Source organism: Micromonospora sp. WMMC250 (genome assembly GCF_027460215.1).
Classification (GTDB): Bacteria; Actinomycetota; Actinomycetes; order Mycobacteriales; family Micromonosporaceae; genus Micromonospora; species Micromonospora taraxaci.
The window spans coordinates 5,558,948-5,583,634 of sequence record NZ_JAPZBJ010000002.1 but is presented as its reverse complement, the minus strand read 5'-3'; the positions used below and the strand labels follow the sequence as shown (position 1 = coordinate 5,583,634).

Annotated in this window: 26 protein-coding genes; 9 read left to right on the top strand and 17 right to left on the bottom strand. The window is 71.5% G+C overall.

Annotated features, from left to right (window positions below):
- Positions 1-78: 78 nt before the first annotated feature.
- Positions 79-948 carry an HAD family hydrolase gene (locus O3438_RS25250; RefSeq protein WP_269682210.1) on the top strand — a complete coding sequence of 290 codons (870 nt, stop codon included), beginning with the start codon at positions 79-81 and terminating at the stop codon, positions 946-948.
- A gap of 25 nt (positions 949-973) precedes the next feature.
- On the opposite strand, the gene O3438_RS25245 is transcribed toward O3438_RS25250, so the two are convergent.
- The 11 genes from O3438_RS25245 to O3438_RS25195 all read right to left on the bottom strand — a co-directional run bounded on the left by O3438_RS25245 (position 974) and on the right by O3438_RS25195 (position 11,332).
- Positions 974-2,068 carry a lysophospholipid acyltransferase family protein gene (locus O3438_RS25245; protein ID WP_442929656.1) on the bottom strand — a complete coding sequence of 365 codons (1,095 nt, stop codon included), beginning with the start codon at positions 2,066-2,068 and terminating at the stop codon, positions 974-976.
- The gene (locus O3438_RS25240; protein WP_269682209.1) at positions 2,065-3,141 is read right to left on the bottom strand and encodes an NAD-dependent epimerase/dehydratase family protein; all 1,077 of its coding nucleotides are present in this window, start codon (positions 3,139-3,141) and stop codon (positions 2,065-2,067) included. The genes O3438_RS25245 and O3438_RS25240 overlap by 4 nt, the downstream gene beginning before the upstream one ends.
- Positions 3,142-3,263: 122 nt before the next feature.
- Positions 3,264-3,365, bottom strand: coding sequence for a 30S ribosomal protein bS22 (locus O3438_RS25235; protein ID WP_007465623.1), 102 nt, complete (start codon positions 3,363-3,365; stop codon positions 3,264-3,266).
- Between the two features lie 270 nt (positions 3,366-3,635).
- Complete coding sequence (locus O3438_RS25230; RefSeq protein WP_007465625.1) at positions 3,636-3,845, bottom strand: helix-turn-helix domain-containing protein; 210 nt, start codon at positions 3,843-3,845, stop codon at positions 3,636-3,638.
- A gap of 214 nt (positions 3,846-4,059) precedes the next feature.
- Positions 4,060-5,244, bottom strand: coding sequence for an ABC transporter permease (locus O3438_RS25225; RefSeq protein ID WP_269682208.1), 1,185 nt, complete (start codon positions 5,242-5,244; stop codon positions 4,060-4,062).
- Entirely contained in the window at positions 5,241-6,161 is a 921-nt protein-coding gene (locus tag O3438_RS25220) for an ABC transporter ATP-binding protein (protein WP_269682207.1), read from the bottom strand. Before O3438_RS25220 ends, O3438_RS25225 begins: the two co-directional genes overlap by 4 nt.
- Positions 6,158-7,549, bottom strand: a complete 1,392-nt coding sequence (locus tag O3438_RS25215) for an efflux RND transporter periplasmic adaptor subunit (protein ID WP_269682206.1) — start codon at positions 7,547-7,549, stop codon at positions 6,158-6,160. The genes O3438_RS25220 and O3438_RS25215 overlap by 4 nt, the downstream gene beginning before the upstream one ends.
- 42 nt (positions 7,550-7,591) lie before the next feature.
- A complete protein-coding gene (locus tag O3438_RS25210) occupies positions 7,592-8,884 on the bottom strand; it encodes a hypothetical protein (RefSeq protein ID WP_269682205.1) in 1,293 nt (430 codons plus the stop codon).
- Between the two features lie 57 nt (positions 8,885-8,941).
- On the bottom strand, positions 8,942-9,517 hold the full coding sequence (locus O3438_RS25205; protein ID WP_269682204.1) for a TetR/AcrR family transcriptional regulator: 576 nt from the start codon (positions 9,515-9,517) through the stop codon (positions 8,942-8,944).
- Positions 9,510-10,310 carry an alpha/beta fold hydrolase gene (locus tag O3438_RS25200; RefSeq protein ID WP_269682203.1) on the bottom strand — a complete coding sequence of 267 codons (801 nt, stop codon included), beginning with the start codon at positions 10,308-10,310 and terminating at the stop codon, positions 9,510-9,512. The genes O3438_RS25205 and O3438_RS25200 overlap by 8 nt, the downstream gene beginning before the upstream one ends.
- A gap of 101 nt (positions 10,311-10,411) precedes the next feature.
- A complete protein-coding gene (locus tag O3438_RS25195; protein ID WP_269682202.1) occupies positions 10,412-11,332 on the bottom strand; it encodes a proline dehydrogenase family protein in 921 nt (306 codons plus the stop codon).
- Between the two features lie 85 nt (positions 11,333-11,417).
- Here O3438_RS25195 and O3438_RS25190 point away from each other — a divergent pair, with 85 nt between their 5' ends.
- Genes O3438_RS25190 through O3438_RS25180 form a run of 3 tightly spaced genes read left to right on the top strand, consistent with a single transcriptional unit; the run spans position 11,418 to position 13,465 of the window.
- Entirely contained in the window at positions 11,418-11,690 is a 273-nt protein-coding gene (locus tag O3438_RS25190; protein ID WP_269682201.1) for a hypothetical protein, read from the top strand.
- Between the two features lies 1 nt (position 11,691).
- A complete protein-coding gene (locus tag O3438_RS25185; protein WP_269682200.1) occupies positions 11,692-12,858 on the top strand; it encodes a glutathionylspermidine synthase family protein in 1,167 nt (388 codons plus the stop codon).
- A 19-nt stretch (positions 12,859-12,877) separates the two neighbouring features.
- Positions 12,878-13,465: a CGNR zinc finger domain-containing protein gene (locus O3438_RS25180; protein ID WP_269682199.1), complete on the top strand. Its 588-nt coding sequence runs from the start codon at positions 12,878-12,880 to the stop codon at positions 13,463-13,465.
- Positions 13,466-13,490: 25 nt separating this feature from the next.
- On the opposite strand, the gene O3438_RS25175 is transcribed toward O3438_RS25180, so the two are convergent.
- Together O3438_RS25175 and O3438_RS25170 are read right to left on the bottom strand one after the other, a co-directional pair.
- Positions 13,491-14,297, bottom strand: coding sequence for a sugar phosphate isomerase/epimerase family protein (locus O3438_RS25175; protein ID WP_269682198.1), 807 nt, complete (start codon positions 14,295-14,297; stop codon positions 13,491-13,493).
- 75 nt (positions 14,298-14,372) lie between these two features.
- A complete protein-coding gene (locus O3438_RS25170; RefSeq protein ID WP_269682197.1) occupies positions 14,373-15,317 on the bottom strand; it encodes a Ppx/GppA phosphatase family protein in 945 nt (314 codons plus the stop codon).
- Positions 15,318-15,397: 80 nt separating this feature from the next.
- Here O3438_RS25170 and O3438_RS25165 point away from each other — a divergent pair, with 80 nt between their 5' ends.
- Positions 15,398-16,195: a hypothetical protein gene (locus tag O3438_RS25165; RefSeq protein WP_269683749.1), complete on the top strand. Its 798-nt coding sequence runs from the start codon at positions 15,398-15,400 to the stop codon at positions 16,193-16,195.
- Between the two features lie 4 nt (positions 16,196-16,199).
- Here O3438_RS25165 and O3438_RS25160 read toward each other — a convergent pair whose 3' ends face one another.
- Positions 16,200-16,778, bottom strand: coding sequence for a TetR/AcrR family transcriptional regulator (locus O3438_RS25160; RefSeq protein WP_269682196.1), 579 nt, complete (start codon positions 16,776-16,778; stop codon positions 16,200-16,202).
- Positions 16,779-17,190: 412 nt separating this feature from the next.
- Between O3438_RS25160 and O3438_RS25155 the strand changes: the two genes are divergently transcribed.
- Positions 17,191-17,844, top strand: coding sequence for an NADPH-dependent F420 reductase (locus O3438_RS25155; protein WP_269682195.1), 654 nt, complete (start codon positions 17,191-17,193; stop codon positions 17,842-17,844).
- Positions 17,845-17,905: 61 nt separating this feature from the next.
- On the opposite strand, the gene O3438_RS25150 is transcribed toward O3438_RS25155, so the two are convergent.
- Together O3438_RS25150 and O3438_RS25145 are read right to left on the bottom strand one after the other, a co-directional pair.
- The gene (locus tag O3438_RS25150) at positions 17,906-18,589 is read right to left on the bottom strand and encodes a response regulator transcription factor (protein ID WP_030329696.1); all 684 of its coding nucleotides are present in this window, start codon (positions 18,587-18,589) and stop codon (positions 17,906-17,908) included.
- A 23-nt stretch (positions 18,590-18,612) separates the two neighbouring features.
- On the bottom strand, positions 18,613-19,896 hold the full coding sequence (locus O3438_RS25145) for a sensor histidine kinase (protein ID WP_269682194.1): 1,284 nt from the start codon (positions 19,894-19,896) through the stop codon (positions 18,613-18,615).
- A gap of 204 nt (positions 19,897-20,100) precedes the next feature.
- On the opposite strand from O3438_RS25145, the gene phoU reads away from it, so the two are divergent.
- A complete protein-coding gene (phoU, locus tag O3438_RS25140) occupies positions 20,101-20,757 on the top strand; it encodes a phosphate signaling complex protein PhoU (RefSeq protein WP_145778766.1) in 657 nt (218 codons plus the stop codon).
- A 48-nt stretch (positions 20,758-20,805) separates the two neighbouring features.
- Here phoU and O3438_RS25135 read toward each other — a convergent pair whose 3' ends face one another.
- Positions 20,806-21,573, bottom strand: coding sequence for a phosphoglyceromutase (locus tag O3438_RS25135; protein ID WP_088987447.1), 768 nt, complete (start codon positions 21,571-21,573; stop codon positions 20,806-20,808).
- Positions 21,574-21,725: 152 nt separating this feature from the next.
- Between O3438_RS25135 and O3438_RS25130 the strand changes: the two genes are divergently transcribed.
- Positions 21,726-23,009: an MDR family MFS transporter gene (locus tag O3438_RS25130; protein ID WP_269682193.1), complete on the top strand. Its 1,284-nt coding sequence runs from the start codon at positions 21,726-21,728 to the stop codon at positions 23,007-23,009.
- A 98-nt stretch (positions 23,010-23,107) separates the two neighbouring features.
- A complete protein-coding gene (locus O3438_RS25125; protein WP_269682192.1) occupies positions 23,108-24,397 on the top strand; it encodes an MFS transporter in 1,290 nt (429 codons plus the stop codon).
- Positions 24,398-24,687: the final 290 nt, after the last annotated feature.

Below are 24,687 nucleotides of genomic sequence, written 5' to 3'. Positions count from 1 at the left end.
TTGTGTGCTCGGCCGGTCGACCGTCTGCGGCGGATACCCTCGCTGGGAGGCATCTGTCGTACCGGTGAAGGGAGTCGCGTGGCGCGCAGCCGTAAGGTGACGGTCAGCACCGACGCCGAGGGGCACACTGCGGGCTGGGCGGAGACCGACCTGGCCCCGGCCACCGCACCGGACACGGCGGCTGCGGCGTTCTTCGACGTGGACAACACGATGATGCAGGGCGCGTCGATCTACTGGTTCGCCCGTGGGCTCGCCTCCCGCAACTACCTCACCACCGGTGACCTGGCCCGATTCGCCTGGCAGCAGCTCCGGTTCCGGCTGCTCGCCCGGGAGCACGCAGGTGACATGTCACTGGCCAAGGAGGCCGCGCTGGCCTTCGTGCAGGGCTGGCGGGTCGACGAGGTGGAGCACCTCGCGGAGGAGATCTTCGACGAGATGATGGCGCCGCGGATCTGGGCCGGCACCCACCAACTCGCACAACGTCACCTGGACGCCGGCCAGCGGGTGTGGCTGGTCAGCGCCGCCCCGGTCGAGATCGGTCGGGTGATCGCCGCCAGGCTCGGTCTCACCGGTGCGATCGGCACGGTGGCCGAGGTGCTGGACGGGGCGTACACCGGGCGGTTGGTGGGCGACCTCATGCACGGGCCGGCGAAGGCCGAGGCGGTCACCCAACTCGCCGCGGTGGAAGGGCTCGACCTCACCCGCTGCGCCGCCTACAGCGACTCCGCCAACGACCTGCCGCTGCTCTCCGCCGTCGGCAGGGCCGTGGCCGTCAACCCGGACGGCAGTCTGCTGCGGCAGGCCCGCCGGCACGGTTGGGAGGTGCGGGACTTCCGCACCGGCCGTCGGGCGGTGAAGATCGCGGTGCCGTCGACAGCGGCAGCCGGGCTGGTCGCCGGGGCGGTCACCGCCGGCCTGGCCCTCCAGCGACGCCGTCGCGCCGGCTGACGCACGCTGCGCCGCCGCCGCTCGTTCAGGGGCCGAACGGGTCGGGCCGTCGCTCCAGCAGCGTGTGCACGGTCTGCTGGATAATCTCCCGCACCTGGTCGGCGAGGTTGAACACCACCAGCGGGTCGTCCGCCGAGTCGGTCAGGTGGGCGGTGGGGATCGGCGGGCAGAACTCGATCAGCCACTTGCTCGGCAGCGGCACCATGCCCAACGGCCCGAGCCACGGGAAGGTCGGCGTGACCGGGAAGTACGGAAGCTTGAGCAGCCGCGCCAGCGGCTTGATGTCGGCCAGCATCGGGTAGATCTCCTCGCCACCCACGATGGCGACCGGCACGATCGGCGTGCCGGTGCGCAGCGCCGCCGAGACGAACCCGCCCCGCCCGAACCGTTGCAGCTTGTACCGGTCGGCGTAGAGCTTGCCGATCCCCTTGAAGCCCTCGGGGAACACGCCGACCAGGTCACCCCCGCCGAGCAGCCGCTCCGCGTCCGGGTTGCAGGCCACCGTGCCGCCGGTCTTGCGGGCGATCTCGGAGACCACCGGCATCCGGAAGACCAGGTCGGCGCCGAGCAGCCGCAGGTAGCGATGCGCGGGATGCTTGTCGTGCAGCGCCGCCGAGAGGATCAACGCGTCCAGCGCCACCGTCCCCGAGTGGTTGCCGACCACCAGGGCGGGCCCGTCGACCGGCACATGCTCGACACCACTGACCTCGGTGCGGAACCAGTCCCGGTAGAGCAGCCGCAGCAGCGGGTGGAAGACCGCGTCGGTCAACTCCGAGTCGAAGCCGAACTCGTCGACCTCGTAGTCACCGGACAGCCGCCGACGCAGGAACGCCAGGCCGTTGGCGACCTTGCGGTCCCAGTGGTCACCCGGCCGATCCGCCACGGCCGGCTCGGTGCCACCCGGCGTCCGGGCTCCCGCCGGGTCGCCCGCGTTCGCCACGGGCTCGTCGGTGGCCGCGGTGTCGACCTCGTCGGCGGGCGTCGTCGGGGTCGGCGCGACCCGCGCGACCGGCCGATGCCCGTTCCGCCGCGCCGGCTCCGCGTCCGGCGCGGGCGACTGCTGCGGTACGTCGAAACGCCCGACCCCCTGCGGGTCACGTCCCTCCGCCGGCCCCGTCATGGTGTGCGGTCCGTCACGGCCGCGCGGACCTGCCGAATGCCGTCCCGGACGAGCTGTTCGGCAACTGCCAACTGGTCCCGGGTGACCACCACCCCACCGTGGTGGGCGCGGATGAAGTCCTCGAACGCTTCGGCCGTCGAACGCGGCGTGAAGCCGTACTCCTGCTCCAGCCGGCTGGTGTCGACCACCCGGCCGTGCACGAAGAGGTCGACCTGGTCCAGGCCGTAACGGCCGAAGCCCATGGTGCGGGCCAGTGCCGCGGCACCGGAGAGACCTGGTTCCAGCACCGGCACAGCCACCCGGCCGGCCCGCCGGATCGCCTGCGACAGCGACAGCACCCCCGGACCGGCGACGTTGTAGGTGCCGGGATGGTCCTCGACGATCGACCGGTGCAGCACCTCCAACGCGTCGTCGAAGTGCAGGAACTGCAGGCGGGGGTCACGGCCGAAGACGGTCGGCACGAACGGCTGCGCGAAGTAGCGGGTCAACGTGGTGTCGGCGGTCGAACCGATGAACGGCGCGAAGCGCAGCACCGTCGCGGTGACGTCGGGCCGGCGGCGTCGGAAGCCGCGAACGTAGCCTTCGACGTCGAGAATGTCGCGGCCGAACCCGCCACGTGGCACCTCGCGCGGTTCGGTCTCCTCGGTGAAGACCGCCGGGTCCCGGAACGAGACCCCGTACGCGGCGGTCGACGAACGGACCACGAGCTTGCGCAGCCGGGGCGCCCGTTGGCAGGCGGCCAGCAGGTGCATGGTGCCGATGACGTTCTGGTCCTTCATGGCCGACCGACCACCGTGCTGCTGGTCGGGGGCGCTGACCAGCGCGAGGTGCACCACCGCGTCGACGTCCAGGTCGGCGAGGAGGCCGCCGAGCGAGTCGCTGTCGAGGCGGATCCGTTCGACCCGGTCCAGCAAGTCGGTGAACTCGGTGCCCGAGTCCGGGGCGTCCACCCCGATGACCCGTTCGATCCGGGGGTCGGCGGCCAGTCGGGCCGCCACGTTGGCACCCAGGTAGCGGCCTACCCCGGTGACGACGACGACCCCCGGAGCACCTGAGGTGCTACCGGGGGTCATCTGACGCACCTACCCCGGCAGGGAGGACCGAGCCGGGACGACCACGGCCTGATCACCTGAGCCTCCGGGGATCGACAGTTGGGCAAGTGACGCCGAGCGCCGGGCGGTGAGCCCGGCGGCGATCACTTGCCGAGACGGCGACGCTGGACGCGGGTCTTGCGCAGCAGCTTGCGGTGCTTCTTCTTAGCCATGCGCTTACGGCGCTTCTTGACCACCGAGCCCATACGACAGCCTTTCGATACAACGTGCGGGGCGGACCGGATGACACCACGCAGGTGGCGACGGCGACCGCTTGCGGACAAGGGACCGGACCAGTCTGGGCGGCGGGGCGCACCGGTGGGGTCTCGGTCGGACTCCAGGGTAGCTGGACAGCGTCAGCCGGACCAACGCGCCCCCGTCGGAGCCGCCTTTCGCTCGCGACTGCGGGGCTCGCAAGCTCATTCCTCGCGCTCACCGATGCCGATCAGATGGCAGTCGGAGGGCGGGGCGGTGGCTCAGGCGGTCTCCTGAAAAGCACCCCGGAGATATTCGTGCACCGCATGCTCTGGCACCCGGAATGAGCGGCCGACCCGGACGGCGGTGAGCTCACCGCTGTGCACCAGGCGATAGACCGTCATCTTCGACACCCGCATGACCGTCGCCACCTCGGCAACGGTCAGGAACTTGACCTCCGACAGCCGTCCGTCGGACTGCGACCCGGCCATGGCTCACCGACCCATCCCATGCCCGGCGCGTGCCAACCCGACGGATGCTCCGGGCCGGGCCGACGACGCGCGTGTTACCAGTACGGTAGCGGGGCGGTTGTGACCGGCGCGATCCCTTCGTACAACTGATCATGTTTCTCCTCGCCGGTTCACCCGATCCGTGCTTCCGGTTTCCGCCCACCTGAGGCCGCCGTCCCGTCTGTTCCGCCACTGCTCACTCGGCGCGCAGCGCCACCACCGGGTCGAGGCGACCGGCGCGCTGCGCGGGGACGACCCCGAAGACGATGCCGACCACAGCTGACACGCCGAACGCGAGCGCCAACGACCACCAGCTGATCGCGGCCGGGATCGGCGACAGGGCGTCGACCAGCAGGGCGGTCCCCACCCCAAACGCCATTCCGGCCAGCCCGCCGATCGTGGTGAGCAGCACCGCTTCCAACAGGAACTGCACACCGATGTCGCGGGGACGCGCGCCGACCGCCTTGCGCAGACCGATCTCCCGGGTCCGTTCCCGGACGCTGACCAGCATGATGTTGGAGACACCGACGCCGCCGACGAGCAGGGAGATGCCGGCGATGGCGGCCAGTACGCCGGTGAGGACGCCGAGGATGTCGCCGAGCACACCGAGGATCTGCTGCTGGGTGACAGCGCTGAACTCGGTGTCGGGGTGGCGGCGGTTCAGCTCGGCGACGATCCGCTCGCCCAGTTCGTCGATCCGCTCCCGGTCGGGTGCCTTCACGGCGATGCCGTCCACCCGCTGGGTGCCCCAGAGTCGCTGCGCGGCGGTCACCGGCACGTGCACCTCTGCGTCCCGGTCGACGCCGAGGCTCTGCCCCAGCGGCGCGAAGACCCCGATCACCCGGAACCGCACCCCGGCCAGCGCCACCTGCTGGCCGAGCGGGTCCCGGTCGGGGAAGAGCGCCCGGGCGACCGAGTCGCCGAGCACCGCGACGCGTCGGCTGGTGTCCACGTCGGTGCCGGTGAGGTAGCGACCACGGGCCAGCGAGCGGGCGAACACCGCGGGGGTGGTCTCCAGCACTCCCTGCACCGTGGTGAAGTCGGAGCGGTTTCCGGCTCGGGCGGTCGCCCCGGAGGCGACGGTGACCGCCACCCGGTCCGGGTCGCCGACCACGCGGCTGACGGCGTCCACGTCGCGAAGGGTCAGCGGCGACACCACCGGGGCGTTGCCCACCTCGATCCGGCCGGGGACGACCAGCAGCAGGTTGGAGCCGAGGCCCTCGACCTGCTGCTCGACCTTCTGTTTGGTGCCGGTGCCGATGGCCACCAGCAGGACGACCGAGGCCACCCCGATGATCACCCCGAGCATGGTGAGGGAGCTGCGCAGTCGGTTGGCGCGGAGGGCGTCCAGCGCGACGCGCCACGCCTCGGCGACCCTCACGCCGCGCCGCCGGGCCGCTCGATGTCGAGCTGACCGGCAGCGGCGTCGCGCTGCTCGACCTCGCGCGGAAGGCACCCGGTGGCTCCGGCGGCGCCACCGGAGCCACCGGGTGGGTGCCCCGGGCCGCTTCCGGACGCGGACCGGGGCTCCGCGCTGGGAGCGGGGACCAGTGTCGCAGGTCGACCGTGATCGACGGACGGCGGTCGATCATGGGCGGAGAGCGGGTCGTCGCTGTCCGCCACCACCACCCCGTCGCGCATGGTGATCCGGCGGCGGGCACGCGCCGCCACCTCCTGGTCGTGGGTGACCATCACCAGTGCCACCCCGGACTCGGCGTTCAACCGCTCCAGCAGTTCCAGCACGGCCGCGCCGGTGACGCTGTCCAGGTTGCCGGTGGGCTCGTCGGCCAGCAGCACTGTCGGCTCGGTGACCAGCGCGCGGGCGATCGCTACCCGTTGCTGCTCACCGCCGGACATCTGGTTGGGCCGGTGGTCCAGGCGGTGCCCGAGGCCGACCCGGCCGAGCACCGCCGCCGCCCGCTCCCGGCGTCGCCGGGCCGACACACCCCGGTAGACCAGCGGCAGTGCCACGTTCTCCACAGCCGACGTACGCGGTAGCAGGTGGAACGCCTGGAAGACGAAACCGATCGTCTCGTTGCGCAGGGTGGCCATCTCCGGTGGGGCCAGGGTGTTGACGTCCCGCCCACCGATCACCAGACGGCCACCGGTGGGGCGGTCCAACCCGCCGAGGAGGTGCATGAGCGTGGACTTGCCCGAGCCGGACGGGCCGACCAGGGCCACGTAGTCCCCCGGTCGCACGACCAGCGACACCCCGCGCAGCGCCTCGACGGACACCCCGTCGAGGTGGTACGTGCGGGACACGTCGACCGCCTCGATCGCCGGCGGGGCGACGGTCACCGCACCTCCTGACCGTCACGGACCTGGTCGGTGCCGCGCACCACGATCCGGTCCCCGGGTTGGACACCGTTGAGGATCTGCACGAGATCGGACCCCTGGACGCCCACTGTCACCGCCGCCCGCCCGGCCCTGCCGTCGCGGACCACCCAGACCGCGTCGCGGCCGTCGGCGGAGAACACCGCCGAGGCGGGCACGGTCACCGCGTCGGCGGCCTCGCGTACCCGCAGGTGGACTATCGCGTTCATGCCCGGGCGGGGCGTGGGCGCCGGCTCGTCCTCGGCCAGCTTCCCGGTGCCCAGGGCGAGGCGTACCCGATAGGTGACCCCGCCCTGGGCGGAGTTGGTGGGCAGCACGTCGACGGAGCGGACGGTGGCGTCGTAGCTGGCCCCGGTGACGGCGTCCAACTCGACGGTGGCGGTCACGCCGGCCTTGACCAGCAGCACGTCGGTCTCGTCCACCTCGGCGAGCAGCCCCAGCTGCCCGGTGTCCACAACGGTCAGGACCGGTGTGCCGGCGGTGACCCGGCCGCCGACCGCCACCGCGTCGTCGACCCCGGCAGGTGGCCCGCCCTGGCCGGGGGCCAGCGCGGACGGGTCGAGGCCGGCGGTCTGAGCGCCGCCGGCCTGCTCCAACAGCCCGGCGAGACCACCGGTCGGGCTGCCGCCGGCCCGGGTACCGCCCGGCTGCACCACGCCGGCGATGGGAGCGCGCAGCGTCAACGCGTCCACTGTCGCCTTCGCCAGGTCGTACCCCTGCTGGGCCTGGAGCCGCTGCGCCGCGGAGAGCGCGCCGACGGCGGAGCTCAACCCGTTGATCCCCCGTTGGACGGCGCGCACGGCCTGGTCGGCGCTGCGGGCGGCGGCGGTGTACTGCCGCTGGGCGGACGTCACCTGGGTCAGCAGCGCGCCGCGCACCTGCGGGTCGGCGATCTTCTCGGCGGCGTCGCGGGCGGCGTCGAACGCCTCGTTCGCGGCCTTGTCCGTGCCGCGTCGGCTGCTGGTCAGGTCACCGGTGGAGACACCCCGGCCGGCGCGCTTCGCGGCGTTCAGGGCCTCCTTCGCCTGCCGGAGCCGCTGCTGGGCGGAGGGCGAGTCGACCACGGCGAGGATCTGGCCGCGCTTCACCGACTGGCCGGGCTGGACACGGAGGCTCGCCAGCGTGCCGTCGGCGGGAGCGGTGAGGGTGGCGGCGGCGCGGGCGGTCACCGTCGCCGGCGCGTCGATCACCTCGCTGACCGGGTTGCGGGCCGCGGACGCCAACGCGAGGTCCGGGGCGTCGTCGCCGCAGGAGGCGGCGGTGGTGGCGGTGAGGACGGCGACGGCGGTCAGGGCGACGAGCAGGCGGGGCCGCGTGGTGCCGGCCGGCCGCGGCAACTGGGGGCGGCGCACCCATCGATGGTACGACCGACCGTCACACCGCCGACCAGCCCGTCAGGCGGTGACGGCGCGGATGTACGCGACGCACTCGTCGTGCAGCGTCGACCACTTCTCACCGAACGCCTGCTCGGCGGCCACGTCGAGGGTGTCGCGCTCGTGCACCACCGCCTTGAAGAAGGCGAGCAACGACTGCGGCCCGTACCTGTCGACGAGGTGCCGGACGGCGAGGTAGCCGACGCCGTAACTGCCGGCGACCCGCTCGGCCGAGGCGTCGTCGGCGGGGTTGACGCCCGCCAGCTGACCGTCCCAACCGCCCCGGACCAGTTTGCGCACCTCGGGGATGCCCTCGTACCTGTCGACCGCCTGACCACCGGCACCGGCCAACTCGGCCAGTCCTTCCACCAGCCACCAGGTCGTCTTGCCCGGGTAGCCGCGCTCGGGCAACGAAGCCGCGTGGGTCAGCTCGTGCCGGAGCAGGTCGTCAGTACCGCTGCTGGAAAGCCCTTCGGCGTTGAGCACCACCTCGTGGTGGCCGCCGCCGACCGTCACCGCGTAGCCTCCGGTCCACTCCGGCCGGTCGCCGCCGTACCACCGCTGCCACTCGGTCGGGCCGGCGTAGAAGATCCGGTAGCGGTCCGGCGGCGAGCCGGTCAGCGCGTACCCGTCGGCGACCTTGGCGGCCGCCTCGGCCTGGGTGAGCAGGCCGGGCAGTTTGCCGCGCAACGCGGGGGTGGTGGCGACGATGGTCCGCGCGCCGACCGCCACGGCCAGATCGCTGATCTCCCATGGTCGGGTGCCGGTCTCCACCGACTTCGATTCCTCAAGTGCGACCAGTCGGGGCTGGTCGCCGTTCTCCCGCCAACGGGTGCCGACCAGCACCGGGCTGGGCCGGCAGTTCGGTGCGACGAAGCAGTACTGGAAGCGCACCAGGAGCCGCCACTCCCCCGGCTTGCCGACGACCGGTGCGGGCAGACCGCTCGGTTCGGCCCGCCAGACGGTCACCTTGAGCCCGCGGAGCGCGGCGAAGCGTCGGCGCAGGTCACCGTGTGCCGCGGGGTCGGCGACGGCGAGGAAACCGGCGCGGTCCCCACCGAGCAGCGCGGTGGACTGCAGATTGAGCTGGGTTGTCATCCGGTCGGCGAGCGCACGGGCCGCCACCGTGGCGGGATCGTCGGCTGTCGAGACGCCGGCTCGGCTGAACGTGGCGCGGGCGCCGTTCTCCCGGATCACTCCGACGACGAGCACCGCCGGCACGCCACAGCCCAGCAGCACGACGACCACCAGGAACACCGTCCACAGCGGCCAGAGCCGCCGTGGTGCCGGCCGTTGCTGCACCCCGTCAGTCACCCGCCGAAGGGTACGACCATTCCCTGAGCGGGGCGAGGCCGCCCCGGGCCGGTCCGTTCACGCGTCCGTGACCGGCCAGGAGCGGAACGAGATGTCCAGGCTGGCGACCAGTTGGTGGTACGAGCGGTCGAGTTCGCGGGGCAGGCCGAAGCCGCCCGCGGCCTCCAGGGCGACGAAGCCGTGCAGGGCGCTGCGCAGGGCACGGGTCGCGTCCACGGCGTCGTCGCCGGTGAGCCCGTACCCGCGCAGCACCGCGAAGATCGCGCCGACCGCGCGCTCGCCCGCCTCGACGTGCTCCGGATCGGTCGGGTCGGGCACCTGCTGCGTCGCCGGGTAGCGGCCGGGATGCCGGTGGGCGTAGTCGCGGTAGGCGTCGGCCATCGCCCGCAACGCGTCCCCACCCGAGCGACCGACGGCGGCGGTGGTCAGCTCGGTGGCCAACTCGGCGGTGGCCAGGGCGGACAACTTCTGGGCCAGCGCGTCCGCACCCCGCACGTGTTTGTAGAGGCTGGGCAGCGCCACCCCGAGCCGGCCGGCGAGCGCGGCCAGGGTGAGCTGCTGGTAGCCGACCTCGTCGGCCAGCCGGGCGGCCTCCCGCACCACTGTCTGCTGGTTGAGGCCGACCCTAGGCACCGGTGCACACCGCCAGGAAGCCGAGCAGCTCGTCGGCCGTGCGCTGCGGCCGGTCGGCGTGCGGGTAGTGGCCGGATTCCTCGATCATCCGGGCCTCGGCGGTGCGGAACAGCCGCCGGGCGGCTCGCGCCTCGGCCCCCGGGTCGGGGAAGTCCGGGTCCTTGGCGCCCATCAGCACCAGCACCGGCTGCCGCACCTGGGCGGCGCGGGCCGTCCAGTGCGGCTCGACCGGCACGATCACGCCGCGCATCGCCGCCATCCGGCCGGGCTCGCGCAGGTTGGCCACCATCGAGCTGCGGTACGCGGCGTCGTCGGCGGGTCGGTGCACCGGGAACAGCGTCTTGTGGAACATCCCGAACAGTCGGGGGCTGTGCAGCACCGACCACATCGCCAGCCGCACCAACGGGTTGAGCTTGCGCTGGCCGACGAACGCGCCGACCTGCACGATGCCGCTGACCAACTCGGGCGCGTCGGCCGCCGCGAAGACCACCGCCGCCGCGCTGGACGAGCTGCCCACCAGCACGGCCGGACCGGCGTCGATGTCGCGGACCACGGCCAGCAGGTCCGCGCCGACCTCCGCCGGCGCGTACGTGGGCCAGCCGACGCTGGACTCGCCGTGACCCCGGACGTCGACCGAGGCGACCCGGTGGCCGGCCGCGACCAGCAGCGGCACCAGGTGCCGGTAGCTCGCCCGGTTTTCTCCCATGCCGTGCGAGAGGACGACCAGAGGACCCTCGCCGTGCACCTCGTACGCGATGTGGCCGCCGTCGCGGCGAACTTGGCTAGTTGTCATAGCCGTAAAGCTAACATGCTTAGCCATGCTCGACAAGGCGCACACGCGAACGGGCCGGCGGGACCACAGAGGTCACCGCCGGCCCGTCGACCGCATCCGTGTTACTTCTTGGAGATCAGAGCCCGCCCGAAGAAGACCAGGTTGGCCGGGCGCTCGGCGAGCCGGCGCATCAGGTAGCCGTACCACTCGTCGCCGTACGGGACGTACGTCCGAACCGTGTAACCCTCGCCGGCCAGGCGCGCCTGCTCCTCCGGGCGGATGCCGTAGAGCATCTGGAACTCGAAGCGCTCCGGCCCCCGGTCGAACCACCGAGCCCGGTCCTCACCGATGGCGATCATCCGAGGGTCGTGGGTCGCCAACATCGGATAACCGTCGCCGGACATCAGGATGTTCATGCACCGCACGTACGACTTGTCCACCTCACGGGCCGACTGGTACGCCACCGACTCCGGCTCCTTGTAGGCGCCCTTGCACAGCCGCACCCGCGAGCCGGCGGAGGAGAGCTCCCGGCAGTCCGACTCGGTCCGGCGCAGGTACGCCTGGAGCACCGCACCCGTCGACGGGAAGTCCTTGCGCAGCCGGCTCAGCACCTCCAGGGTCGAATCCGTGGTGGTGTGGTCCTCCATGTCCAGGGTGACTGTGGTGCCCGCCGCGTCGGCCGCCGTGCAGATCGCCCGCGCGTTGTCGTACGCCAACTGCTCGTCGAACATCTGGCCGAGCGCGGACAGCTTCACGCTGACCTCGGCGGCCGGGGTGAGCCCGGCGGCGGCGAGCAACTTCAGCAACTTCAGGTACTCGTCACGGGTGGCGATGGCCTGTTCGGGGGTGACGGTGTCCTCACCGAGGTGGTCGAGGGTGACCGCGAGGCCGTCGTCGACGAGCCCGCGGGTCGCGCGCAACGCGTCGTCGGTGGCAGCGCCGGCGACGAACCGGCGAACGACGTCCCGGGTGTACGGGGCGGTCGCGACGAGCCGCTCGACCTGGGATGACCGGGAGGCGGCGAGGATGACGGAACGGAGCATGAGCCGAGCGTAACGCCCCTGCCGGGCCCTCCGCCGAGGGGCGGCCGGGGCTGCGCCGCTGGCGCGCATCGGCTACAACGATGCCGTGGACCAACGCCCCCGCCGCCGGCTCCGGTCGGCCTCCGTGCAGCTCGGCGCGCTCACCGCTCTCGCGCTCGCCCTCTCCGGCTGCAACATGACCTCGGACGACGACGATGACGACGACTGCGCCCTCGGGCCGGTCGGCGGCGGCGACACCGTCGCGCTGGCGATGCGGGTCCCCGACCCGGCCGCCGGTCGCGGCGCCCCGGAGCCGACCACCGCCGCCCTGCCCGACCGCGGCGGGTTCGGCACCCACCTCGCCGCCTGCGGCGGCTGAGATGCGTCGCGAGACCGTCACCCCGCGGCCCGACTGGAACACCAGCATCCGGGAGCAGGGCCTGATCTACGTCGACACCGAACTGCCCGACGGCGGGATCATGTCGTACTGGGACGAGACGGCCGCGTACGCCTTCGACCTGGACGAGGTGCTGCGGCTGGAGGAGGCCACCGAGGAGCTGCACCGCATGTCGGTGGCCGCCGCCGAACACGTGGTGGCCCACCGCCGGTACGCCGAGTTCGGCATCCCGGCCTGGGCGGCCGACGCCGTGGCCAGATCGCTGCGCGAGGCGCCACCCACCCTCTACGGGCGCTTCGACCTGGCGTACGACGGCACCTGGCCCCCGAAGATGCTGGAGTACAACGCGGACACCCCGACCGCGCTGGTCGAGGCGAGCATCATCCAGTGGTACTGGCTGGAGCAGAGCCGACCGGAACTTGACCAGTGGAACAGCCTGCACGAGCGGCTGGTCGGCACCTGGGCGAAGATCGGAGCCGGCTTGCACGAGCCCCGGGTGCACGTGCTCTGGTCGAACGAGGAGGAGTCCGGCGAGGACCACATGACCGCCGGTTACCTCGCCGAGACGGCCCGACAGGCCGGCCTGAGCGTCACGTTGCAGCCCATCCAGGAGATCGGCTGGGACGGCCGGCGCTTCGTCGACGCCGACGACCAGCCGGTGACCACCTGCTTCAAGCTCTACCCGTGGGAGTGGATGCTGGCCGAGCCTTACGGGCCGGCGGCACTGGCCCCGGGCACCCCGACCACCTGGATCGAGCCGGCCTGGAAGCTGCTGCTGTCCAACAAGGCGTTGCTCGCCGTTCTGTGGGAGCTGTACCCCGACCACGAGTACCTGCTCCCGGCCTACCTCGACTCGCCGCGCGGCATGCCGGAGTACGTGGCCAAGCCGCTGCTCGGCCGGGAGGGCGGTTCGGTACGCATCGTCACCGCCGACGAGGAGATCCACAATCCGGGGATCTACGGCGACGAGGGCTGGTGCTACCAGGAGTTCCGAGCGTTACCGCAGTTCTCCGGCAACCGGGTGGTGCTGGGCAGTTGGATCGTCGACGGCGAGTCGGCCGGGGTCGGGGTGCGGGAGAGCGCCAGCCTGATCACCGACGGCTACGCGCGGTTCCTGCCGCACTACATCGACGCGCCACGCACCCCGTGAGTCGTCTACCGTTGGGGGCGTGAACTTCGACGCGTACGCCCGGACCGGTGTTGACCTGGTCAACGCCCGCCTGGACGACCTCGACGACCTGCGTGCCCTCTTCACCGAGGACCACTCCTGGATGAGCGACGAGGTCGTGGAACGTGATGTGGCGATTTTCCGGCGGGCGCAGAAGCGACTGCGGGACGTCTTCGAGTACGGCACCTCGGGGCGCGACGCCCAGGCGGTGACCGAGCTGAACGCGCTGCTGGAGGCGTTCCCGGTGCAGCCGCGCATCTCCGGGCACGACTCCAGCGACTGGCACATGCACGTGACCAGCCGGGGCGCGTCGGTCAGCGCGGAATACCTGGCCGGCGCGGCCTGGGGGTTGTCGGTCTGGCTGTGCGAGTACGGCAGCGCCCGCTTCGGGGTCTGCGCCGACGAGCGCTGCGGCAACGTCTACCTGGACACGTCGTCCAACTGCTGCCGGCGGTTCTGCTCCGAGCGCTGCGCCACCCGCTCGCACGTTGCCGCGCACCGGGCCCGCAAGCGGGCGGCGGTCGGTGAGCAGGTGCCTGTCGCGGCGCAGCCGACTGGCGGCGTCGAGTCGCTCTCGCCGGTGAGCTGACACCGCCCTCTTCGGGCCGGGCCGGTCAGGCGTCGACCGGGGACGACGCGGTCAGGTGTTGGCGGGCGAAATCCAGCGCGGCACGCAGGTCCGCCTCGCGCACCGCGCGGCTCTTCGCGCCCCGGGTGGCGACCTCCACCGCTACCGCCCCGGTGAAGCCACGCCCGGCCAGCGAGGAGAGCAGCTCACCGCAGGGCTGGGTGCCGCGACCGGGCACCAGGTGCTCGTCGCGTCCCTCGCCGGTGCCGTCACCGAGATGCACGTGCGCCAGCCCGGCGCCCATCCGGTCGGCCATGTCGAGCGGGTCGCTGTGCGAGGCCGCGCAGTGCGAAAGATCCAGGGTGTACGCCGGGTAGCCGGTGTCGGTGGGATCCCAGCCGGGGACGTACGGGACGAACTGCCGCCCCGCCATCCGCACCGGGTACATGTTCTCCACCGCGAACCGCAGCCCGGGGAACCGGTCCCCCACGGTGGCCAACCCCTCGGCGAAGTTGCGGGCGTAGTCCCGCTGCCAGGTGAACGGAGGGTGCACCACGACGGTCGGCGCCTCCAACGTCTCGGCCAGCTCGGCGGCCTTGCGCAGCCGCTCCCACGGGTCCGGACTCCACACCCGCTGGGTGACCAGCAGGCAGGGCGCGTGCACCGAGAGCACCGGCACACCGTAGTGCTCCGACAGGCCGCGCAACGCGCCCGCGTCCTGGCTGACCACGTCGGTCCAGACCATCACCTCGACGCCGTCGTACCCGAGTGCCGCAGCCAGTTGGAACGCCGCCGCGGTCGGCTCGGGAAAGACCGACGAGCTGGACAGGAGCACGGGAACGCGGGAAGTCACATCAGCCAGCGTAGCCGGGCGGCGCACAGGACATCGTGACGAGCGCCAGCAAACCATCCGAAACCGGAAGTCCGATCAGATCGGTTCGAGTTGATCGAGCCGGCGGAGGATGACCCCCTCACGCAGGGCCCACGGACAGATGTCCAGCGAGTCGATGTCCAGCCTCCGCATCACCGCCTCGGCGACCACCGCGCCGGCCAGCAACTGGTGGGCCCGACCGGAGCTGACCCCCTCCAGCTCCATGAGCTGAGCCGGTGGGATGTGCCGGATGAACCCGATCACCTGCCGCAAACCGGCGCGGGTCAGGCTGCGCCGCACCCACAGCCCGGCACCGGACGGCGCCGCCCCGGCCAGCCGGGCCAGGGTGCGGAACGTCTTCGAGGTGGCCACCGTACGGTCCCAGCCGACCTGGGTGATCTGATCGGCCACCTTGTCCAGCCGACCCTCGACGTACTCCCGGAGCTTCTCCACGGCCTCCGCCGACGGCGGCGCCGCGCTGCCCGGGTCGACCCGCAGCCGCTCCCGGGTCAGCCGGCCGGCGCCGAGCGGCAGCGAGATCGCGACGTCCGGGTCCTCGTCGATCCCGGCCGCGATCTCCAGGGAGCCGCCGCCGATGTCCAGCACCAGCAGCCGCCCCGCCGACCAGCCGAACCAACGCCGGACCGCCAGGAACGTCATGCGCGCCTCGTCCGCCCCGGAGAGCACCGCCAGGCGTACGCCGGTCTCGTCGCGGACCCGGGCCAGCACGTCGGCCGCGTTGGTGGCGTCACGCACCGCGGACGTGGCGAACGCGATCAGGTCGTCGGCCTCCAAGCCGGCGGACGCCGCCTTGGCCATGCCGACGGCCTTGACCAGGCCGTCCGCGCCCGCCTCGGCCAGCGCCCCGTCGGGGCCGATCTGCTCGGCGAGCCGGAGCACCACCTTCTCCGAGTGCGCGGGCCACGGGTGCGCGCCGTGATGCGCGTCCACCACGAGGAGGTGCACCGTGTTGGATCCGACGTCGAGGACACCCAGTCGCATGATGAAGACCCTAGGCGCAACACGTTTGCGCGGCTCGCCGGCCTGCCGACCACACCGCGCGTACGCTGGGCCGGGTGACGATGGAGCTCCGTGTGCTGGTGGACGACCCGGGCGATCCCCGTAGCCGCGAGGTGCCACTGGACTTCCCCCGGGAGTGGATCGAGTTCGCCGACCCGGCTGACGAGACGCACCTGATCCGCGCCGACCTGACCTGGCTGCTGTCCCGCTGGACCTGCATCTTCGGCAAGGGCTGCCACGGCATCATCGCCGGCCGCGCCGCCGACGGCTGCTGCTCGCACGGAGCGTTCTTCACCGACTCCGACGACGAGAAGCGGGTCCGCAGCGCCGTCAAGCGGCTCACCCCGGCGACCTGGCAGCACTTTCAGCGCGGGTTCAAGAACTGGACCGACGAGGACACCATCGACGGCAAGACCCCGGCCCGCCGCACCGCCACCCAGGGCACCGAGGGTCCGTGCGTGTTCCTCAACGATGCCGACTTCGTCGGCGGCGGCGGCTGCGCCCTGCACGCACAGGCGTTGCGCGACGGGGTCCACCCGCTCGAATACAAGCCGGACGTCTGCTGGCAACTGCCCATCCGCCGCGATCAGGACTGGGTCAAGCGGCCGGACAACTCCAAGGTCCTGGTCTCCACCCTGTCCGAGTTCGACCGGCGGGGTTGGGGAGCCGGCGGGCACGACCTGGACTGGTGGTGCACCTCCTCGACGGACGCGCACGTCGGCACCGAGCCGATGTACCTGTCGTACGGGCCGGAACTGACCGCGCTGATCGGCGCTGCCGCGTACGAGCGGCTGGCCGAGCTGTGCGCGGCCCGGACCCGGCAGGGCATGGTCGCCCCGCACCCCGCCGACGAGCTGTAGCTGATCAGCGCAGGGCGTCGTCGACGAGGGTGCGGGCGCTGCGCCGGGCCGCGTCGGCGATCAACGGGTCGGCGTCCAGCACACCGCTGGCGAGCCCGCCGTCCAGCAAGAGGGTGAGCTGCCGGGCAAGCAACTCTGGTTGGGCCGCACCCGCCTGACGGGCCAGTTCGGTCACCCAGGCACGCACCACGGTCTTGTGTTCCACCGTCCGGGCGTGCACCCGGCCTCCGTCAGGTGATTCGGCGGCGGTGTTGATGAACGCGCACCCGTGGTAGCCGTCCCGGCGGCACGCGCCCGCCAACGCGTCGAACATGCCGACCAACTGCTCCCGCGGCTCGTCGCCGGCGTCCCGCGCCGCGGCGCGCAGCGCGCCGAACCACGCCTGGTCGACCCGATCCAGGTACGCCAGCACGAGATCGTCCTTGCGAGGAAAGTGCTTGTAGAGCGTCGCCTTGGCCACGCCCGACTCGGCGATCACCGTGTCCACCCCTACGCCGCGCGGCCCGTGCGCGTAGAACAGCCGGAACGCCGTGTCCAGGATCCGGTCCCGGGCCCCGCCGGCCGGAGTGCGCTGCACGGACATCGGTACTCCCTCGAAGGCGTGGTAGCAGGCGCGATCCTACAGACAGTTCCGTCTGCACCTTGTGCCGACCCGCAGCCCAACCCCAACACCTCCCGTGGACCCTGTCGAGCTGCCCCGCGTCCGGGGCGGCGCTTCGGGCGGGAGGGATTGAAACCGCTCACGATCTGCCAGGAACGGTGAGGGTCCCCGCGATCCAGGCAGCTCTCCCGCGAGAACCCCCTGCGCTGGAGCTGCCCCAGATCCGGGGCAGCTCGACAGGGCGAGAACAGAAGTCCAACCCGCCGATCGGTCCGCCTCGCCGGTCCAGGCGCGCAGCCGTCCTTTCGGGACAGCAGTAGACAGACCTGTCTGTTAGTCTGCGGGAAATCGACGCGAGCCCACTCTTCCCGCCCACAACGGAGGATCGATCGACATGCGTATCGCGGTTCTTGGCACCGGCTCGGTCGGACAGGCTGTCGCAGCCCGCGCCGCGGAGCTCGGCCATCAGGTCACCATCGGCACCCGTGACGTCGCGGCCACCCGGGCCGGCGCCTACGCCGCCTGGGCCGCCGAACACCCTGGGGTCGGCTTGGCGACCCTGACCGCGGCGGCCGCCGACGCGGAACTGGTGGTCAACGCCACCAGTGGCAGCGGCTCCCTGCCGGCGCTCACCGCGGCCGGCGCGGCGAACCTGGCTGGCAAGGTCCTGCTCGACATCGCCAACCCGCTCGACTTCGGTGTGGGTTTCCCGCCCACCCTGACGGTGCACAACACCGATTCCCTCGCCGAGCGGATCCAGCGGGAGTTTCCGCAAGCCAAGGTGGTCAAGTCGCTCAACACGATGACCGCCGAGCTGATGGTGCACCCGCGCCGGCTCGCCGACGGCGCGCACAGCGTCTTCGTCTCGGGCGACGACGAGGAGGCCAAGCGGATCGTCACAGGGCTGCTCGTCAGCTTCGGGCACACCGACGTGATCGACCTCGGTGACCTCTCCACCGCCCGGGGCACCGAGATGCTGCTGCCGCTCTGGTTGCGGCTCTACGGCCGGCTCGACACCGCCGACTTCAACATCAAGGTCGTCCGCTGACCGAGCGGGAACAGACCGAAGGGGGCCTGCGCCGAGCGCAGACCCCCTTCGCGTACGCCGATCACGGCTCGAACTTGTAGCCCAGACCCCGGACGGTGACGATGAAACGGGGCGCGGACGGCTCCGGCTCGATCTTGGAGCGCAGGCGCTTGACGTGCACGTCCAGCGTCTTGGTGTCACCGACGTAGTCGGCCCCCCAGACCCGGTCGATGAGCTGGCCCCTGGTGAGCACCCGGCCCGCGTTGCGCAGCAGCAGCTCCAGCAGCTCAAACTCCTTCAACGGCAGCTGCACGGCCCCACCGTCGACGGTCACCACGTGCCGCTCGATGTCCATCCGCACCGGCCCGGCGGCCAGGGTGGGAGCACCCGCCTCGGCCACCTCCGGGCTCTGCCGGCGCAGCACCGCCCGGATCCGGGCGACGAGCTCGCGCGGCGAGTACGGCTTGGTGACGTAGTCGTCGGCGCCGATCTCCAGCCCGACCACCTTGTCGATCTCGCTGTCCCGGGCGGTGACCATGATGATCGGCACGGCCGACCGCTGCCGCAGTTGCCGGCAGACCTCGGTGCCCGACATCTCGGGCAACATCAGGTCGAGCAGCACGATGTCGGCGCCGGTCCGGTCGAACTCGGTGAGGGCGTCGGTCCCGGTCGCGGCGACCGAAACCTCGAAACCCTCCTTACGGAGCATGTACGACAAGGCGTCGGAGAACGACTCCTCGTCCTCGACCACCAGAACGCGGCTCAACGGGGATTTCCTTTCCATTGCTGTCAGACCTGCCGTAGCCCAGCCGGACCGGAGTCGATCCCAACCGGCGGCAGTGTCGCCAGAAGGTCGTCCGGTGGACTGGCGGGCAGCCGGAGGGTGAACGTCGACCCACCACCAAGAGTGCTCGACACCTCGACCCGTCCGCCATGGTTGCTCGCGATGTGTTTCACGATCGCCAGTCCGAGCCCGGTGCCGCCGGTGGCACGGGAGCGGGCCTGGTCGGCTCGGTAGAACCGCTCGAAGATCCGGTCCACGTCCGTCGGGGCGATGCCGATGCCCTGGTCAGCGACGGCGACCTCGACGTGTTCCTCGTCGCCTCGGAGGGTGACCCGGACCGTGGTGTCCTCGCCCGAGTAGTTGATGGCGTTCTCCACCAGGTTCGCCACCGCCGTGGCGAGTTGGGAGTCGCTTCCGTACGCGGTGAGGCCACGCTCACCGTCGACGGTCACCTCGACCCCCCGGGCGGAGGCCGTGGTGCGGGTCCGATCGACCACCTCGGCGATCACCCAGTCCAGCGCGACCGGCTCCGGTGGCGGTTGCGGCTCAGCCCCCTGCAACCGGGTCAGCTCCAGCAACTCCTGCACCAGCCGGCCCAGCCGGGTCGACTCGTGCTGGATTCGTTCGGCGAACCGGCGGGCTGCGACCAGGTCCTCGGAGAGGTCGGGCGCTGCGGCGTCGGCTGGCTCGGTCGCGTCCAGCAACGCCTCGGCGAGTAGTTGGAGCGCCCCGATCGGGGTCTTGAGCTCGTGGCTGACGTTGGCCACGAAGTCGCGGCGTACGCGGGTCAGGCGGTGCGACTCGGTCACGTCGACCGCCTCGACCGCGATGAAGCCGTTGCCGATGCCCATCGCCCGTAGGTGCACGCCCAGCGGGTTCTCCCCCGCGCCGTCGCGACCTCGGGGCAGGTCCAGCTCGATCTCGCGCCGCACGCCGGTGCGTCGCACCTGACCGGCGAGGGTACGGATCAGCGGGTGCGCGGCGATCGAGCCGGGGGTGCTGCCGGTGCGCAGGAGCCCCATCGCGCGGGCAGCCGGATTGATCAGCACGGGAACGTCGTCGTTGTCGAGTACCACGACACCGGCGCGGAGCGAGTCGATCGTCCGACGGCCGAGCCCGGTCTGCTGCTCGTCGGCTATCGCGGGCCTCCCCCTGCTCCAGCGGGAGCCCACGCTGCCCGTCGACGTGGAGCGACCGTCCCGCACGGGCAGGAACCGGGGCAGCAGGAAACCGGCGGCCATCCCGGCCACCAACGCCACGGCCACCACGACCGCCACCGCCCACTCCACCCGGCGATCGTAGGGGCATTGTTAACCTGGCTACCACACAGATCGGGACGAACTACCCTCGCTTCCGAAAGTGTTCACCAGTGCGTCTGGCGTCGTTCACCGTGGTTCATCCCGGGTCCGTCCGCGCGACCTACCGTTGGCGTCACACCTGCTCAACCCCCTGCGCCGGCACCCGTCGGCGGCGACCGACCACAGGACGTGATGATGCGCGACGAGTTCCGGGCCGACCTCCAGATCGTCAGCCAACTGCTGGTGGACATGGCGGAGGGCGTCCGCGCCGCCATGCGCCAGGCCACCCGGGCCCTGCTCACCGCCGACCGGCAGTCCGCCGAGACGGTCATCGAGCGGGACGCCGAGATCGACGACCTCTACCGGCACGTCGAGGAGCGGGTCTGTGACCTGCTCGCCCGACAGGCGCCGGTCGCCTCCGACCTCCGCGCGATGATCACCGCGCTGCACGTGGCCGCTGACCTGGAGCGGATGGGCGACCTGGCCGAGCACGTGGCGAAGACCGCGCTACGTCGGCACCCCTCGCCGGCCGTCCCGGCCGAGCTGCGGGCGGTCTTCACCGAGATGTCCGAGATCGCCGACAGGATGGCCGTGAAGATCGGGTCGGTGCTGGCGAAGCCCGACGCCGACCTCGCCAGCGAGCTGGACGGTGACGACGACGCCATGGACGAGCTGCACAAGAACCTGTTCGCGGTGCTGCTCGGCGACGACTGGCCGTACGGGGTGGAGACCGCCATCGACGCCACCCTGCTGGGTCGCTTCTACGAGCGCTTCGCCGACCACGCGGTCAACGCCGGCGAGCACGTGGTGTACCTGATCACCGGAGAGAGCAGCCCCACCAGCACCAACTGACGCGAAGAAGAAGGGCCCCCGCGATGCGGGGGCCCTTCTTCTTCGTGGTCAGCGGCCCTGGTTGGCGACCGCGGCGGCGGCTTCCTTCGCCGCCGTCGGGTCGAGGTACGTGCCGCCCAGGCTGAGCGGACGCAGCTGCGGGTCGAGGTCGTAGCGCAGCGGGATGCCCGTCGGGATGTTCAGCTTGGCGATCGCCTCGTCGGAGATCTGGTCGAGGTGCTTGACCAGAGCGCGCAGCGAGTTGCCGTGCGCGGCCACCAGCACCGTCCGCCCGGCCAGGATGTCCGGCACGATCGAGTCGTACCAGTAGGGCAGCATCCGGTCGACGACGTCCTTGAGGCACTCCGTCCGGGGCATCAGCTCGGTCGGCAGCAGCGCGTAACGGGGGTCGCCCACCTGCGACCACTCGTCGTTGTCGTCGATCGGCGGCGGCGGCGTGTCGTACGACCGGCGCCAGAGCATGAACTGCTCCTCGCCGTACTCGTCGAGGGTCTGCTTCTTGTTCTTGCCCTGCAGGGCGCCGTAGTGCCGCTCGTTGAGCCGCCACGACCGGCGCACGGCGATCCAGTGCCGGTCGGCGGCGTTGAGCGCCAGCTCGGCGGTGCGGATCGCCCGGCGCATCACGCTGGTGTGCACGACATCCGGCAGCAGGCTGTGCTCGCGCAGCAGCTCGCCGCCGCGCCTCGCCTCGCCCTCGCCCTTCTCGGTCAGGTCGACGTCCACCCAGCCGGTGAAGAGGTTCTTGGCATTCCAGTCGCTCTCACCGTGTCGCAGCAGGACCAGCGTCCCGACGGTGGGCCCTTCGCTCGCAGTCATGCGGATCATCCTGCCTCAACCGGCGAGTGGACACGCGGGCACCCGTCGTGACGACCACCACGTGAAAATGCGGATGACCAGCGGCTCCGCCCGCCACTAGGGTTGTAAGGCACGGCAGTCACATCGGTCATTACATGCAAACGGGGCGCCATATGCGGACGATGCGGAGTTGGTTCCGGGACACCACCGGCGGCCTACCGACCACCTTCTGGTACCTGTGGTCAGGGACCCTGATCAACCGACTCGGCTCGTTCGTCCTCGTCTTCCTCGCCATCTACCTGACCCAGGAACGTGGCTTCTCCGCCTCCCAGGCCGGGCTGGTGATCGGCCTGTGGGGCGTCGGCGGGGCGTTCGGCACCACAGCGGGCGGCACCCTCGCCGACCGGTGGGGACGGCGACCGACGCTGCTCACCGCACACGTGGGCGCCGCCGCCATGATGCTCGCGCTCGGACTGGCCCGGGACCTCTGGGCGGTGGCGCTGGGCGCTCTGCTGCTCGGCATGTTCGCCGAGGCGGCCCGGCCCGCGTTCGGCGCGATGATGATCGACGTGGTGCCGGCGAAGGACCGGCTGCGCGCGTTCTCGCTCAACTACTGGGCCATCAACCTGGGCTTCGCCTGCGCCGCCGTCCTCGCCGGTCTCGCCGCGCAGGCGGATTATCTGCTGCTGTTCGTGGTCGACGCCGGCACCATGCTGGTCACCGCGCTGATCATCTTCGTCAAGGTGCCGGAGACCCGACAGTCCGGCGCGTCCTCCGCCACCGCGTCGAAGGTCTCGCGCGGAGCCCTGCGCACGATCCTCACCGACCGGGTCTACCTCGGCTTCGTGGCACTCAACCTGTTCGCCGCGCTGGTCTTCCTCCAGCACATCTCGATGCTGCCGATCGCGATGGGCGACGACGGCCTGAGCCCCGCCACCTACGGCTCGGTCATCGCGCTCAACGGCATCCTCATCGTGGTCGGCCAGCTCTTCGTACCCCGACTGATCCGGGGTCGGAGCCGCTCACACGTGCTGGCCCTGGCGTCCGTGGTGATGGGCGTCGGGTTCGGGCTGACGGCGTTCGCCGGCACGGCCTGGTTCTACGGGTTGACGGTGCTGATCTGGACGGTCGGCGAGATGCTGAACTCGCCGTCCAACTCCACGCTGATCGCCGAGCTGTCCCCGGCCGAGCTGCGCGGTCGCTACCAGGGCGTGTTCTCCCTCTCCTGGCAGATCGCCGGAGCCAGCGCGCCGATCCTGGGCGGCCTGGTACGCGAGCATGCCGGCAACGACGCGCTCTGGTACGGCTGCGCCGCGCTGGGCGCCCTGACCGCTGTGGCCCACCTGGTGTCCGGGCCGGCCCGGGAGCGGCGCGCCACCGAGCTACGTCGCTCCGGCGAAGCGCTGGCGCCGGTCACGGCCGACCGGGGAACCCAGCCCGCCAAGGCCGTCGCCTGACGACATGCCCGAAGATCAGACCTGGACTGGCGCGACGCGGCTCGAGTTTTCTACCGTGCAGAGGAAACGGTTAAGAAACTGAACTGTCGGGAGGACGGTTGCACGCCGTGCGGCGCTGGTGGCACGACACCGCGGGCGGGCTCCCCGCCACCTTCTGGTATCTCTGGTTCGGCCTACTGATCAACCGGGCCGGCGCCTTCGCCATGCTGTTCCTCTCGCTCTACCTCACCGACGTACGCGAAGCGAGCGTCGGGCTCGCCGGCACAGTCGTCGGCCTGTACGGGGCCGGCGGCGCGGCAGGTGTGCTGCTCGGCGGGGTGTTGGCCGACCGATGGGGCCGACGGGCGACTCTCCTCGCCGCGCACCTGACGACTGCCGCACTCATGGTGGCGCTCGCCTTCAGCCAGTCCCTCCTCCTCATCGCGGTGCTCTCCGCGCTGGTCGGCGTGGTCCACTCGATGCCCAGTCCGGCCTTCGTCGCGGCGATCGTCGACGTGGTGCCCGCCGAACGCCGCTCGCGCGCGTTCAACCTCCAGTTCTGGGCGTTCAACCTGGGAATGGCTGTCGCCTCGTTGCTCGCCGGGGTGCTGGCCGAGGCGAGCTTCACCGCCCTGTTCCTGGTCGACGCCGCCGCCACGCTGACCGCCGCCGCCGTCATCGGCTGGAAGGTGCCGGAGACCCTACGCCTGGCCACGTCGCCAGCCGACCAGACACTCGCCGCCCGTCCGGCACCGAGGTCCCTCCGGACCCGCCGACCAGGGCTGCACACGGCCCTCACCGACCGCACCTTCCTGGTCTTCGTCGGGCTCACCTTCGTCCTGGCCGTACTCACCATGCAGACCTCGACGATCATGCCGCTGGCCATGCGCGCGGACGGTCTGGGCCCATCGGCGTACGGGCTGGTGGTGGCGCTCGGCGGCGCGCTGATCGTGATCGGGCAACTGTTCGTACCCCGGCTGATCGACCGACACCGCAAGGACGTCGTGCTGGCCACCTCCACCGCGCTGCTGGCGCTCGGCTTCGGCGTGCTCGCCGTCGCCGACGAGCTGGCTGTCTACCTGGGTGCCGCGGTGGTCTGGACGGTGGGCTCGATGATCGCCGCACCGCCCAACGCGCAGATCAACGCCGACCTGGCACCGCCGCAACTACGGGCGCGCTACCAGTCGGTCTTCTACCTGACGTTCCCGGCCGCCGCATTCGTCGCCCCCACCCTCGGCGGGGTGAGCCTCGAACACCTCGGCGACAAGCACTGGCTGATCGTGGGTGGGCTGGGCCTGCTGGCCGCCCTCGGGCACCTGCTGGCCGGACCGCCCCGGGAACGGCACGTCGCCGCACTTCAGAAAGCCGCGGAGCCAACCACAACCGCAGACCGGATATCGGCGTCGTAATTGCCGTAACAACGCAAAGCGCCCACCACTACCCGAAGGTTGTGGTGGGCACCCGCCGGTGGGGCCGGCGGCGGCGGGCAACACTCACCCCCGTAAGCATCGCCCGCTCACGCCGCCGGTCCAAACAGGTGGTCACCGTCCCCCAACGGCTAATCCACCCGTCCCCTCGCGTCTCGCCTGGTGCACGGATCTGATCGATCCGCCGCTCCCCCGAACGTTTCCAAGCGTGACGCGGCGCAATAAAGCTAGTTCGCCCGGATTCTGGATTCAACCCAGAACGGCTGTCTCGC